This is a genomic window from Brevundimonas albigilva (assembly GCF_023573565.1).
GTDB lineage: Bacteria > Pseudomonadota > Alphaproteobacteria > Caulobacterales > Caulobacteraceae > Brevundimonas > Brevundimonas albigilva.
Genome location: NZ_CP097649.1, coordinates 432,966 through 446,159, shown reverse-complemented (window position 1 = coordinate 446,159; position 13,194 = coordinate 432,966). Strand labels below are relative to the sequence as shown.

Here is a 13,194-nt window from a genome sequence, read left to right as displayed (position 1 = left end):
CCCTGCGCAACCCGAGCCTTTCCATCGGTCTATAAGGACTGCGTCCCGACTCGCCTGTAACACGGCGTGACTTGGGGCGTGGTCGGCGCTAAGATTCGGCCAACCAAAAAGACTATTCGGCTCAGGAGATTACCCAATGGCGCGCATCACGCTGCGACAGCTGCTCGACCATGCGGCGGAGAACGACTACGGCCTGCCGGCCTACAACATCAACAACATGGAGCAGGGTCTGGCGATCATGGAGGCGGCCCACGCGGTCAATGCTCCCGTGATCATTCAAGCGAGCCGAGGCGCGCGGAACTACGCCAACGACATCGTCCTGGCCAAGCTGATCGACGCCCTGGCCGAACTGTATCCGGACATCCCGGTGTGCATGCACCAGGACCACGGCAACGGCCCGGCCACCTGCGCCACCGCCATCCAGTACGGCTTCACCAGCGTCATGATGGACGGCTCGCTGGAGGAGGACGCCAAGACCCCCGCCAGCTATGAGTACAATCTCGACGTCACCCGCCGCGTGGTCGAGATGGCCCATGCCTGCGGCGTCTCGGTCGAGGGAGAGCTGGGCGTGCTGGGCAGCCTGGAGACCGGCATGGGCGAGGCCGAGGACGGCCACGGCTTCGAGGGCAAGCTGGATCACTCGCAGCTGCTGACCGACCCGGACCAGGCGGTCGAATTCGTCGCCGCCACCAAGGTCGACGCCCTGGCCATCGCCATGGGCACCAGCCACGGCGCCTACAAGTTCACCAAGAAGCCGGACGGCGACATCCTGGCCATGAACGTGATCGAGGACATCCACCGCCGCCTGCCCAACACCCACCTGGTGATGCACGGCAGCTCGTCCGTTCCGCAGGACCTTCAGGACATCATCAACCAGTACGGCGGCCAGATGCCCCAGACCTGGGGCGTGCCGGTCGAGGAGATCCAGCGCGGCATCAAGCATGGCGTGCGCAAGGTCAACATCGACACCGACAACCGCATGGCCATCACCGGCGCCATCCGCAAGGTCCTGGCCGAGAAGCCCGGCGAGTTCGATCCCCGCGCCTATCTGAAGCCCGCCAAGGAGGCGATGAAGAAGCTCTGCATGGAACGCTACCAGCAGTTCGGCTGCGAGGGCCAGGCCTCCCGGATCCGCCCCCTCTCCACCGCCCAGATGGCCCAGCGCTACGCCTCGGGCGACCTGGACCCGTCCTTCCGCGGCGCGACCGTCAAGGCCGCCTGAGACGGTGGCGTCATCCGCCGGTCGTGATAGACCGGCCGGCGGAGGCCCCTTGTCCCACGCGAACCCCATCGAAGACGACGACGACGCGCCCGCCGAGGTGCTTGAAGCCCGCATCGACACGCCCGGCGTCCGCCTCGACAAGGCCCTGGCCGAAGCCTTCCCGACCCTGTCGCGCGCCCGCCTCCAGGCCCTGCTCGCGGCCGGCGCCGTCAGCCGCGACGGCCTGCCCCTGACCGGCGGCGCATCGAAGGCCCGGCCCGGCCTCTACGCGGTCGCCCTGCCGCCCGTCGCGCCCGCCGATCCGCAGCCGGAAGCCATCCCTCTGACGGTCCTCTACGAGGACGCCGACCTGATCGTCATCGACAAGCCCGCGGGCATGGCCGCCCACCCGGCGCCGGGATCCGAGACCGGCACCCTGGTCAACGCCCTGCTGGCCCACTGCGGCGCCGGGCTGTCCGGCATCGGCGGCGTGGCCCGTCCCGGCATCGTTCACCGGTTGGACAAGGACACCTCGGGCGTCATGGTCGCCGCCAAGACCGACCGCGCCCACGCCGGCCTGTCGGCCCTGTTCGCGACCCACGACATCGAGCGCACCTACATCGCCCTGACGCGCGGCGCGCCGTCCCCCTCCAAGGGCCGGATCGAGACCCGCATCGGCCGCTCTTCCGGCGACCGCAAGAAGATGGCCGTGCTGCGGACCGGCGGCCGCGAGGCGATCACCGACTACCTTGTCCAGACCACGTTCGGCCAGCCGGCACGCGCCGGCGGCGCGCCCCTGGCCGCCCGCGTCGCCTGCACCCTGCACACCGGACGCACCCACCAGATCCGCGTCCATCTGTCGTCCAAGGGGTCGCCCATCCTGGGCGACGCCACGTATGGCTCGGGCAGCCCCGCCGCCCCGGTCCGCGCGGCCATCGTTGCGGCGGGTCTGACGCGCCAGGCCCTGCACGCCGCCGTGCTCGGCTTCGTTCACCCGGTCACGGGCCAGCCGCTGCGCTTCGAAACCGCGCCGCCCCCTGATATGATCCGGCTGGAGCAGCTGCTGTCCGAGCTTTGAGGAGCCGTCGATGACAGACCCGGAAATCCGCGACAACCCCGACCGCCACCAGTACGAACTGCCCGTCGATGGTGACCTGGCCGTCGTCACCTACAACCTGTCGCCGCCCAATCTGATGATCACCGAGACCCTGGTGCCCCAGCGACTGGAAGGGCGCGGCATCGCCAGCCGCCTGGCCCGCCACGTCGTGGACGACGCCCGCGCGCGCGACCTGCTGATCCTGCCGGTCTGCCCCTTCTTCTCCGCCTGGTTCCAGAAACACCCCGACCAGGCCGACGTGGTCCATCCCACCTACCGCGGCATCCTGGGGCTTTAACCCGCCGTTCCTCCGCCCGCCTTGAACGGCAACAGTCGAAGTTCTATATTCAGCGTCGACCGGCGCGAGTGGCGCCCGGGCAACGGTCACGCTTTCGTGTGACAAACCGCCCCTAAAAAAGGCGGCAACCCATCGCCACTTGTCCGGTTGAGGGGAGAGGCGTCGATGCACGCGCGTGGTCGACGGCGAAGCGCCCGCTCGTTCAAGACGGTCGGAGGGACCATATGGCTGCCAACAACACGCTCGCGATCATGTCGCCCGAACAGGGCCTGTCGCGCTATCTGACGGAAATCCGCAAGTTTCCGATGCTGACCAAGGACGAGGAGTTCATGCTCGCCAAGCGCTGGTCCGAGCATCAGGACCCCGAGGCCGCCCACCGTCTCGTCACCTCCCACCTGCGCCTGGTGGCCAAGATCGCCATGGGTTATCGCGGCTACGGCCTGCCGATCGGCGAGGTGATCTCCGAGGGCAACGTCGGCCTGATGCAGGCCGTCAAGAAATTCGATCCGGACAAGGGCTTCCGCCTGGCCACCTACGCCATGTGGTGGATCCGCGCCTCGATCCAGGAATACATCCTTCGCTCCTGGTCGCTGGTGAAGATGGGCACCACGGCGGCGCAGAAGAAGCTGTTCTTCAACCTGCGCAAGGCCAAGAGCCAGATCTCGGCCTTCGAGGAAGGCGACCTGCATCCCGAACACCTGTCGGCCATCGCCACCAAGCTGGGCGTGTCGGAGCAGGAGGTCACCGACATGAACCGCCGCCTGGGCGGCGACGCCTCGCTGAACGCGCCGCTGCGCGCCGACGGCGAAAGCGAATGGCAGGACTGGCTGGCCGACGACACGGCCGTCTCGCAGGAAACCCAGCTCGCCGAGGACGAGGAAAAGGGCATCCGCATGGGCCTGCTCCAGGAAGCCATGGAAGAACTGACCGACCGCGAGAAGCACATCCTGACCGAGCGCCGCCTCAAGGACGACCCCGTCACGCTGGAGGAACTGGCCGGCCAGTACGGCGTCAGCCGCGAGCGCGTGCGTCAGATCGAGGTCCGCGCCTTCGAAAAGCTGCAGAAGGCCATGCGCGCGGCGGCCGAGGAACGGAACCTGGTCGACGCCTGACGGCGCGCGGGTCAGCCGGCCTGCTGGGCCGGCGCCTGCGTGCTTGGATTCAGCGACAGGATCGCGCCGACGGGCTGGGCCAGTCCGGCCTTGCTGGGCGTTCCGGACGCCAGATAGCTCTCCAGCGCCGCGGCGGCGATGGCCAGCTTGGCGTCGGCGGTCCGAACCGCCAGGCCTTTCAGCGTCGCCGCCTGTTGGCGAACGGCCCTGACGGCCTGCATCGGGTCCTGGTCGAACTGGGTCATAGCCGCAACCAGGATGCGCGTCGCCTGGTCGCGCACGTCCACCACGCTGCCGCCGTCGGTGTCGCCCCGCCGCTTCTTGGCCCCGCTGTATTCGCCCGAGTTGAACCGGCGCCGGTCCGGCCCGACGTAGCCGACCGCCTCCACCCACGGGCGCGGCTTCAGGGCGACGTTCTCGACCCGCTTGAACAGGTCGCCGGTCGTGAAGGGCTTTCTCAGGAACTCGTGCACGCCCGCATCGCGCGCGCCCCGGATCGTCGCGGCGGTGGCCTCGGCCGTGACCATGATGATCGGCGCGGTGCGGCACGTCATGTGCGAGCGGCGCACCTTGCGCGCCAGGCTTTCACCGCTCAGCGTCTGGCCCGAATATTCGGTGAAGATGACGCCGGGCTCCACGTCGCGGATCAGTTCCATCGCCAGGTCCTCGTCGCCCTCGACATAGACCTCGCGCGCGCCGAAGCCCTTGATGATGTCGGTCATCAGGCGCGCGGCCGAAGCGTTGGGATCGACGACGACCACCCGCCGGACGACGGGCGCGATACGACTCAGGGTCTTGGAGTCGGCGGTGAACACGGTGTGGCTCCCTGGCTAGGGGATTCTCCTTAACCGCAACACCGTTAAGACCGGTTGAACGCCCCTTACCCCTGGAAGGGGTCGCGCATCAGGATGGTGTCGTCCCGCTCCGGGCTGGTCGACAGCAGGGCGACCGGCGCTCCGATCAGCTCCTCGATCCGCCGCACGTATTTGATGGCGTTGGCGTTGATGTCCTTGAAGCTGCGCGAGCTTGCGGTGCTTTCGCTCCAGCCCTCCAGCTCCTCGAACACCGGCTCGGCCGCCGCCTGGTCCTTCAAGCTGGACGGCAGATAGTCCAGCACCTCGCCGTTGACCCGATAGCCGACGCAGATCTTCAGCGTCTCCAGCCCGTCCAGCACGTCCAGTTTCGTCAAGGCGATCCCGTCGATGCCGTTGATCGCCACCGACTGGCGCACCAGCACCGCGTCGAACCAGCCGCAGCGCCGCGCCCGCCCGGTGTTGACCCCCACCTCGCGACCCACCGTCGCCAGATGCTCGCCCACCGCGTCGTTCAGTTCGCAGGCGAACGGCCCCTCGCCCACGCGGGTCGTATAGGCCTTGACGATCCCCAGAACGTAGCCGACGCCCTTGGGCCCGACGCCCGACCCCGCCGCCGCCTGACCGGCCACGGTGTTGGAGCTGGTCACATACGGATAGGTGCCGTGGTCCACGTCCAGGAAGGCGCCCTGCGCCCCCTCGAACAGCACGCGCTTGCCCGCCTTCTGCGCCTCATCCAGCACCCGCCAGCCCGGCTTCACATAGGGCAGGATCTTCGGCGCGATCTCCAGCAGCGACGCCAGCAGCGCCTCCGGATCGATCGGCTCCAGCCCCAGCCCCGCGCGCAGCGGATCGTGGTGCGAGCGCAGCCGCTCGATCTTGACCTTCAGATCGTCTTCATTGGCCAGGTCGCAGACGCGGATGGCGCGGCGGCCCACCTTGTCCTCATAGGCCGGGCCGATGCCGCGCCCGGTCGTGCCGATCTTGGCGCCCGGCGCGCTGGCTGCGGCCTCGCGCGCCACGTCCAGCGCCGGATGAATGGGCAGGATCAGGCAGGCGTTGTCGGCGACGGTCAGGATGTCGGGGCTGATCGTCACGCCCTGGGCCTCGATCTTCTCGATCTCGCCGACCAGATGCCAGGGATCGACCACCACCCCGTTGCCGATGATCGACGGCTTGCCCTGCACGACGCCGCTGGGCAGCAGCGCCAGCTTATAGACCTTGCCGTCCACGACCAGCGTATGGCCCGCATTGTGCCCGCCCTGGAACCGCACGACCATGTCGGCGCGGTTGGACAGCCAGTCCACGATCTTGCCCTTGCCCTCGTCGCCCCACTGGGCGCCGACCACCGCCACGTTCGCCAAAGCCGTCTCTCCGCTGAATGCGGGCGCAGCCTATAGCCGGGGAATCGTCCGGTGTCTCCGTAAGATCCTCCCCCGCAAGGCGGGGGAGGGGGACCACGAAGTGGTGGAGGGGGCGGACGCCGCACGGGCGTCGGAATGGGTGTCACGGACCTGTCGGTCAAACCGGGTCCGGTTCCGCCCCCTCCACCACCCTTCGGGCGGTCCCCCTCCCCCGTTCCGCTCCGCTACTCGGGGGAGGATTGAAGCGCCGTCTCGAACGCCCATTCCAGCCAGGGCGTCGCGGCGACCACGTCCGACGTCTCGACCGTGCATCCGCACCACAGCCTCAGGCCCGGCGGGGCGTTGCGGTGCGGCTCCATGTCGAACACCGCCCCCTCGCCTTCCAGCAGGGCCTTGAACCGCGTCACGAAGGCCTTCTGCGCCTTCTCGTCCAGCGCCGTCAGGCGCGGATCGACGAACTTCAGGCACACCGACGTCGTCGACCGGATTTCCGGACGCTCGGGCAGGAAGTCGATCCAGTCGGTCCTCTCCACCCATTCGGCCAGCGCCGCGGAGTTGGCGTCCGTCCGCCGGATCAATTCCGCCAAGCCTCCAACCGACCGCGCCCACTCCAGCGCGTCGATCCAGTCCTCGATGGTCAGGATCGAGAAGGTGTTGATCGCTGCGCCGTCCGCCAGCGACCGGTCGAACCGGCCCTTGCCGTCGGTGATCCGCAGCACCTTGGGGATCGCCCGCTCGGGCCGGTAGCTGTCCAGCCGCTCCACCGCGCGCGGCGACAGCGCCATCACCCCGATCCCCGCCTCGCCGCCCAGCGCCTTCTGGAAGCTGAAGGTCACGACATCCAGCTTATCCCACGGCAGCGGCATGGCGAAGGCCGCCGAGGTCGCGTCGCAGATCGCCAGCCCCTGACGGTCGTCCGCGATCCAGTCCCCGTCCGGCACGCGCACGCCCGAGGTCGTGCCGTTCCACGGAAACACCACGTCCCTGGACCAGTCGACCTTCGACAGGTCCGGCAGCTCGCCCCACGGCGCCGTCAGGGCCTCGGGCTCCAGCCCCAGGTGGTCCTTCACGTCCGCCAGCCAGGTCAGGCCGAAGTTCTCGAACGCGACCACCTGCGCCGGCCGCGCGCCCAGCATCCCCCACAGGGCCGCCTCGACCGCCCCCGTGTCGGACCCCGGCGTATAGAGCATCACATGGCTCTCAGGCACTTCCAGCACCTCGCGCGTCAGCCGCAGCCCGTGCGCGAACCGCTCCACCACTTCCGGCGCGCGGATGCCGCGCCCCAGCAACCCATGCGGCAGGCCCGCCAGGCTGTACCCCGGCCGCTTCGCCGTCGGCCCGGACGAGAACCACGGCCGCTGGGGCCGGACATCGGGTTTCTGGATCGTCATGGGGTTCAGCGTCCGGGCGTATAGGGCCGCTTGGCCCGCCAGTCCTCGGCGAAGGCCCTCAGCGTCTCGTCCTGCTCGTCCGGCAGTGTGACCACCAGCTTGGCCAGCAGGTCGCCGCGCTTGCCGCCCGCGAACGCCCCGCGTCCCTTCAGCCGCAGCACCTGGCCCGAGTTCGAGCCCTTGGGCACGGTCATCTGCACCACGCCCTCGGGCGTCGGCACCCGGACCTTGCCGCCCAGAACCGCATCGGGGACCGACACCGGCAGGTCCATCGTCAGGTCGGCGCCCTCGCGCCGATAGACGGGGTGCGCCTCGATCTTCAGCTCGATCAGGGCGTCGCCATTCTCGGCCCCGCGCCCCGGCGCGCCCTGGCCGCGCAGACGGATCACCTGCCCGTCGGACGCGCCCTTGGGGATGGTCACGTCCAGCGTCCGCCCGTCCGAGAACTGGATGCGCCGCGTCGCGCCCGCGATGGCGTCCTCCAGGCTGATCTCCAGCGTGGCCTTCACGTCCTGCCCGCGCGCGGTGAAGTCGCGCGCCCCGCGCTGACGCCCCGCCCCGCCGAACATCCCGAACAGTTCGTCCAGGTCGATGCCCTCGAAGTTGGCGCGCCCGCCCGGCCCGCCGGTGTGGCTGAAGCCGCCGGGTCCCCCGCCCATGCCGCCGCCCATGCCTTGCCCGAACGGATTGCCGCCGCGCCCGCCGCCGAAGCCGCGGAACTGTTCGTTGCCCTCGGCGTCGATCTGGCCCGCGTCGAACTTCTTGCGCTTCTCGGCGTCGCCCAGGATGTCGAACGCCGCCGTCACCCGCTTGAACTTTTCCTCGGTGATCTTGTCGCCGGGGTTCTTGTCGGGATGCAGTTCCTTGGCCAGCTTGCGGAAGGCCTTCTTGATCTCGTCCGCGCTCGCCCCTCTCGAAACGCCCAGTTCCTTGTAGGGATCGCTCGCCACGTCGTCTTCCGCTCCATGAAAATCCGCCTGTTCAGTTAGTCCATGCACCGCCCGGCGCAAAGGGCGGGCGCCGGCATAATCGTCAGTCCAGCGCGATTTCGGCGGGCTGGCCCCAGCCGAAGCCCTCGCCCCATTGGCGCACCCGCGCGCGCGCCCCGCCGCCGCCCGCGAAATCCTCGGCCCGCATCGCCGCCGTATAGGCCGCCTGCGGCTGCATCGTCTCGAACGACCGGGCCGTCTCGCCCGCCTTCAGGATGTCGACGCGCCAGCGCGCGGCGTCCGGCGCCCCGACCTCGCCCTCCCAGCTGTCGCCATAGCGTCTCGCCCGCGCCGTCCAGGCCAGGCTCTGCCCGCCGGCCCCGTCGTCGCGCGCCGTCAGGCCGGCGGGCCGCCACGGCCGGTGATGCAGTCCACGCGGCATGAACAGGGTCTGTGCGAACCCGGCCTCGCCCGGCGGCTGGCCGCTCGGCCCCGTGCGGCAGACCAGCGGCAGGCCCCGCTCCTCGCGGCCGAACCGCGCCCGCGCGACGCCGGCGTTCAGAAACACCACGATCGCGCCCCGCGCCGCGCCGGCCGCCCGCTCGGCCTCCGTGCCCTGCTGCCCCCGCAGCAGGCCGCACAGCCGCCACAGCCCCGCCCCCTCCAGCGTCGCGCCCTCCAGCGTCGCCTGCCGGAACTGGATCAGCTCCCAGCCTTCCCCCGCCTCGACCGCGACCAGGTTCGCCCCGGCCAGGACCGCAGCCTCCGCCGCGCTTTCGGGCGCCGCGCCCTCCACCGCGACCCGCAGGCTGTTGGCCTCGTCCCAGCGATAGACCACGCCCGGCGCCAGCGGCTCGACCAGGCGCCCGACCGCGACCGGCGTCTCCACGGTCGCCCGCACCGTCAGCGCCGTGACGGAGGGCCCCGCGTGCAGCCGCATCGGCCGCCAAGGCTCGACCGCCACGGCGGCCAGCGGCCGGTCGTCGTCCTCGAACCCGACCAGGGGCGGCAGGTCCAGCAGGCGCACGAACGGCGCGCCCGCCACGGCCGGCGGCTCGCCCGGCGTCCAGCCTCCCGGCGCTCCGCCCGGCGCCGCGCCGTCCCCCAGCCGGACCAGCCGCGCGGTCGGCGTCTCGTCGGCGCCGATCCGCTCCACCCGCCAGACGCCCGCGCGGCCCTCCACCGCCACCACGTCCCCCGGCTCCAGCCGCATCCGCCCCAGCGGGTCCAGCGCCAGCGCCAGCGCGTCCTCGCCTTCCGCCTGCAGCAGCCGCGTCGCGACCGCCTGCGCCAGATCCCCCGCGCAGACGACGGGCAGGTCCAGGTCGCGCCCGCCCTCCTCGCCGTCGTCGTCGGTCCGCACGGTCGCCGTCCCGGTCTGATAGTCCGCCGTCTCGTCGATGAAGCGCACCCGCGCCGCCGTCGCCCGGGGCTCCAGCCGCCGCTCGGCCCGCATCGACGCCCCGTCGTCAGGCAGGGCCAGGTCCTCCAGCGCGATCTCCGCGCCCGCCGCCTCGCGCCCGACCACGGCCACCCGCCCGTCCCGCTCGGCCGCGATCACATCGAAGGCGGTCAGCAGGGGCGCCAGCGCCTCGCGCGCCCGCATGGGCCGGTCGATGACATAGCCTGACGCCGCCCCCTCCACGCCGGTCACGGTGAAGTCCTCCACCCCGCCGCGCCTCAGCACCGCCGCGATCAGGTCCGCCCCCGCCCCGACCAGCCGCCCGTTCAGCCAGTGGCCCGCATTCCAGGCCGAGGCGTCGGCCCACACCGCGTCCAGCGCCGGAAACGCCGGATAGGGCCGCGCGTCCCAGCACCACAGGTCCGCCGCCTCCAGCATCCGCCCGTCGTAAAGGCCCGACTCCGGATTGTTCTCCGCCCGGGCGTAGTGTCCCAGGATCGCCTCCAGCGCCCGCCGCTGGGCCGTGTCGTCGCGCCCGCCGTCCGAGTGCGGCGGCAGGGCGTTCTCGCTGCTCTTGGGGTCCTGGAACAGGTTGGGCGCGTTCGGCCCCCGGTCCACCGCCGCGCAGCCGACTTCCGTCAGCCGGATCGGCTTCATCCGGGGAACCCAGGCCGTCGGCGTCGCCGCCCGCACCCCGCCCGGCCGGTCGTGATGCGGATTGGACCACCAGCCGAACAGGTCCTTGGGCCGGAACAGCCAGTGCTCGCCGTGCGCCGTGTCGAGGATGGGGGTCCGGACCTGCGCCGCCCGGTCCGCCGCGTCGGCGTAGAACCAGTCGAAGCCTTCGCCGCCCGCGACGCCGGCCGCCAGATAGGCGGGGTCGTTCTTCCCGGCCCAGGTCTCGCCGTCCAGCCCGCCCGCGCCCTCGCGCCAGTCGCTCAGCGGCGGATACCAGTCGATGCCGACGTAATCGATGTTCGCATCGGCCCACAGCGGGTCCAGGTGGAAGATCGCCTCACCGCCCGCCTGTCGCCCGAAATATTCCGACCAATCCGCCGCATAGGACAGCTTGACCCCCGGCCCGACGATCCCCCGGCACTCGCCCGCCAGCGCCTTGAACTGCGCCACCGCCGGAAACCCGCCGTCCTGATCGCGCGTCCAGGTCACGCCCCGCATCTCCGATCCGATCAGCAGGCCGTGCGCCCCCGTCTGGGCCGCCAGCGTCGCATAGTGGCGCGCCATCCGCCTCAGGCCCCAGCCGTCGGCCGCCCCGAACAGGGCCTCGATCTGCCCGGCCGCCTCGGCCCCGTCGTCACCCGCGATCCGCCCCCGCCACGGATAGCCGGGCGCGTCCATGAAGACGAACGGATACAGCGTCACCTCCAGCCCCCGCGACTTCAGCAGTCGGATCGCCTGGCGCACCGTCTCGTCCGACGGCGTGCCGCCATAGGCCGGCCGGCCGTCCACCGTGCTGATCAGATGCGCGTTGCTTCGGTCCAGCCCCGCCACCGACCAGCTCAGCGGCTCGGTCGGCTTGTCGCGCCGCTCCACACCGGGCCTGACCTCGCACTCTCCGGCGCGCAGGCTGGTCCCGAACCAGCCGACCACCAGGCTGACCCGCTTCAGGTTCGGCGCCTGGGCCAGCAGCTGGTCCAGCGACACCGCCAGGTCCGGCCGCCCCTCCGAATGGTGCACGTTCTCGCTGGCCGTGCGCGTCAGCCCCTCGCGTCGCGTCACCGGCTCGGTCGCCAGTACGAACTCGCCGGCGCCAGGGATCAGGCAGACCCCCTCCATCAGCTCCTCCAGCCCCGGCGTCAGGCCCGGCGCGCGGCGGAACACCTCAAAGCTCAGCTGCGGCGGCCGGTTCCCGAACGGCCCCAGCGGCAGGTCCTCGAACACCACATAGGCCGTCCCGCGATAAGCCGGCGCGGCGCCCGCACCCTCCACCGCCTCGATCAGCGGATCGGGCGTCTGGTCCTCGGTCCCGCGATACAGCCGCATGGCGATCCCGGCCGTGGCCAGCGGCTTGCCGTCGGCCCACACCCGCCCGATCCCGTCGATCGGCCCCTCGCACAGGGCCACGGCGAAGCTCAGCGAATAGTCGTAGTCGACCGACCTGGGCCCGCCCTTGCCCCCGCCGCTCTCGTTTCTCCGCTCCAGGAACCGCGCGGCCCAGACGATCTGCCCCGTCACGCGCGCCCGGCCGAAGACGCAGGCCATCGGCGCCCCCTCGGCCGTCCCCTGGACCTTCAGCCCCTCCAGCCTCGGCCCCTCTCGCGCCGGCTCCAGCGCGCCGATCAGGCCGTTGTCGACGACCCGCCCCAGCGCCCCGCCGACGATCCGCCCGAGCCCGCCGCCGACCAGTCCCCCCAGCCCGCCCAGAACCACCTGCGCCATTCGCTACTCCCCCGGAAACCGAAACACCGCCGCCAGACGCCGCCGCCACCACGGCCCCATCCAGCTCTCGACCACCGACCGGCCCCAATAGGCGTGGATCATCCGCGGCTCCGGCCCTTCCAGATCGCTCAGGATCGCGCAGTGCTTGACCGCCGCCCCCTCCGCCATGCGGAACAGCAGCACGTCCCCCGCCCGCATCTCTCCGACCGGAACCGCCTCCAGCCACCGCCCCGCCGCCGCCAGCAGCGTCTCCTCGCCCCCGACCTCGGCCCAGTCGGCGGCATAGGCGGGCGCGCGCTCAGGCTCCTCGCCCACCACCTCGCGCCACACCCCCCGCACCAGGCCCAGGCAGTCCGCCCCCGCCCCCTTCACGCTGGCCTGATGCCGATACGGCGTCCCCAGCCACCCCCGCGCGGCGGCGACGACCGCACAGCCCTCTCCCTCCCCCTGCGGGGGAGGGTCGAGCGCAGCGAGACCGGGTGGGGAGGGCCAGGCGACACACCTCCGCCCTTTCGGACCTGACCCAATCGTGAGGCTTTGCCTTGCCGTCCCCACCCCGTCGCTCCGCGACGACCCTCCCCCGCGGGGGGAGGGAGAAACCTCGTCCCGGCTATGGGTAGCAAACACACCTTAAGGTCAGAGACGGCCTGACGCAGCTTCTTTAGCCTAGCGTCATGGCAAGTTCGATCATTCCCCTTGGCAGCGACCACGCGCCGGCGTTGCATACCTTGGTGCGCAAGCGCGCCGAGTTGGACGGCGAGTTGCATCAGCAGGAGGGCCGTGTCCGCGAACTTCAGCAGGCGATCGCACATGTCGATGCGGTGTTGCTGATGCTGAAGCCGGATATCCAGATTGGCCAGATCGCGCCGAGACGCCCTCAGCCCACTCACGTCGCCGGTCCCGGCGAGATCACCGGCATCGTTGTGGACTGCCTGCGCGACGCCGTGGAGCCGCTGACCTCACGGGCGCTCGCGCAGGCTGTCATTGAAAAGCGCGACCTGGATGGCGCCGACACCAAGCTTGAGACCACGATGGCAAAGCGGGTGAGGGCTTGCCTTCGACCTTTGCGATTGGCGGGACGGGTGCGTGCTGTGCCGATGGCCCAGGGACCGCAAGGATGGATTCTTGCGTCGCGGAGCAACAGCCATTCGGTCCCTAGAGCGTGGTGATGATGACCAAGTGGGTAGGCGCC

The 13,194-nt window shown here is 70.9% G+C and carries 11 protein-coding genes; 5 read left to right on the top strand and 6 right to left on the bottom strand.

Going from position 1 to position 13,194, the window contains the following annotated elements; genetic code table 11:
- Positions 1-136 precede the first annotated feature (136 nt).
- The 4 genes from fba (at position 137) to rpoH (ending at position 3,707) form a co-directional block, all read left to right on the top strand.
- Positions 137-1,222 carry a class II fructose-bisphosphate aldolase gene (fba, locus tag M8231_RS02275; protein WP_249751341.1) on the top strand — a complete coding sequence of 362 codons (1,086 nt, stop codon included), beginning with the start codon at positions 137-139 and terminating at the stop codon, positions 1,220-1,222.
- 49 nt (positions 1,223-1,271) lie between these two features.
- Positions 1,272-2,279, top strand: coding sequence for an RluA family pseudouridine synthase (locus tag M8231_RS02270; protein ID WP_431307120.1), 1,008 nt, complete (start codon positions 1,272-1,274; stop codon positions 2,277-2,279).
- A gap of 10 nt (positions 2,280-2,289) precedes the next feature.
- Positions 2,290-2,595, top strand: coding sequence for a GNAT family N-acetyltransferase (locus M8231_RS02265; protein ID WP_249751342.1), 306 nt, complete (start codon positions 2,290-2,292; stop codon positions 2,593-2,595).
- Between the two features lie 224 nt (positions 2,596-2,819).
- The gene (gene rpoH, locus M8231_RS02260; RefSeq protein ID WP_201215982.1) at positions 2,820-3,707 is read left to right on the top strand and encodes an RNA polymerase sigma factor RpoH; all 888 of its coding nucleotides are present in this window, start codon (positions 2,820-2,822) and stop codon (positions 3,705-3,707) included.
- 11 nt (positions 3,708-3,718) lie between these two features.
- Here rpoH and M8231_RS02255 read toward each other — a convergent pair whose 3' ends face one another.
- The 6 genes from M8231_RS02255 to M8231_RS02230 all read right to left on the bottom strand — a co-directional run bounded on the left by M8231_RS02255 (position 3,719) and on the right by M8231_RS02230 (position 12,374).
- Positions 3,719-4,522, bottom strand: a complete 804-nt coding sequence (locus M8231_RS02255) for a response regulator (RefSeq protein ID WP_249751343.1) — start codon at positions 4,520-4,522, stop codon at positions 3,719-3,721.
- A gap of 65 nt (positions 4,523-4,587) precedes the next feature.
- Positions 4,588-5,883: an adenylosuccinate synthase gene (locus M8231_RS02250; RefSeq protein ID WP_250202150.1), complete on the bottom strand. Its 1,296-nt coding sequence runs from the start codon at positions 5,881-5,883 to the stop codon at positions 4,588-4,590.
- A gap of 224 nt (positions 5,884-6,107) precedes the next feature.
- Positions 6,108-7,274 (bottom strand): phosphoserine transaminase, encoded by a 1,167-nt coding sequence (locus M8231_RS02245; protein WP_249751345.1) that lies wholly within the window; start codon positions 7,272-7,274, stop codon positions 6,108-6,110.
- 5 nt (positions 7,275-7,279) lie between these two features.
- A complete protein-coding gene (locus tag M8231_RS02240; protein ID WP_249751346.1) occupies positions 7,280-8,224 on the bottom strand; it encodes a DnaJ C-terminal domain-containing protein in 945 nt (314 codons plus the stop codon).
- Between the two features lie 82 nt (positions 8,225-8,306).
- A complete protein-coding gene (locus tag M8231_RS02235) occupies positions 8,307-12,002 on the bottom strand; it encodes a baseplate multidomain protein megatron (protein ID WP_249751347.1) in 3,696 nt (1,231 codons plus the stop codon).
- Between the two features lie 3 nt (positions 12,003-12,005).
- On the bottom strand, positions 12,006-12,374 hold the full coding sequence (locus M8231_RS02230) for an NlpC/P60 family protein (RefSeq protein ID WP_250202149.1): 369 nt from the start codon (positions 12,372-12,374) through the stop codon (positions 12,006-12,008).
- 302 nt (positions 12,375-12,676) lie between these two features.
- On the opposite strand from M8231_RS02230, the gene M8231_RS02225 reads away from it, so the two are divergent.
- Positions 12,677-13,171: a hypothetical protein gene (locus M8231_RS02225; RefSeq protein WP_052247625.1), complete on the top strand. Its 495-nt coding sequence runs from the start codon at positions 12,677-12,679 to the stop codon at positions 13,169-13,171.
- Positions 13,172-13,194: the final 23 nt, after the last annotated feature.

Excerpts from the sequence above, each read along its gene's own strand:
- fba (WP_249751341.1), top strand. The coding sequence starts at position 137 with ATGGCGCGCATCACGCTGCGACAGCTGCTCGACCATGCGGCGGAGAAC.
- M8231_RS02265 (WP_249751342.1), top strand. The coding sequence starts at position 2,290 with ATGACAGACCCGGAAATCCGCGACAACCCCGACCGCCACCAGTACGAA.
- rpoH (WP_201215982.1), top strand. The coding sequence starts at position 2,820 with ATGGCTGCCAACAACACGCTCGCGATCATGTCGCCCGAACAGGGCCTG.
- M8231_RS02245 (WP_249751345.1), bottom strand. The coding sequence starts at position 7,274 with ATGACGATCCAGAAACCCGATGTCCGGCCCCAGCGGCCGTGGTTCTCG.
- M8231_RS02235 (WP_249751347.1), bottom strand. The coding sequence starts at position 12,002 with ATGGCGCAGGTGGTTCTGGGCGGGCTGGGGGGACTGGTCGGCGGCGGG.
- M8231_RS02225 (WP_052247625.1), top strand. The coding sequence starts at position 12,677 with ATGGCAAGTTCGATCATTCCCCTTGGCAGCGACCACGCGCCGGCGTTG.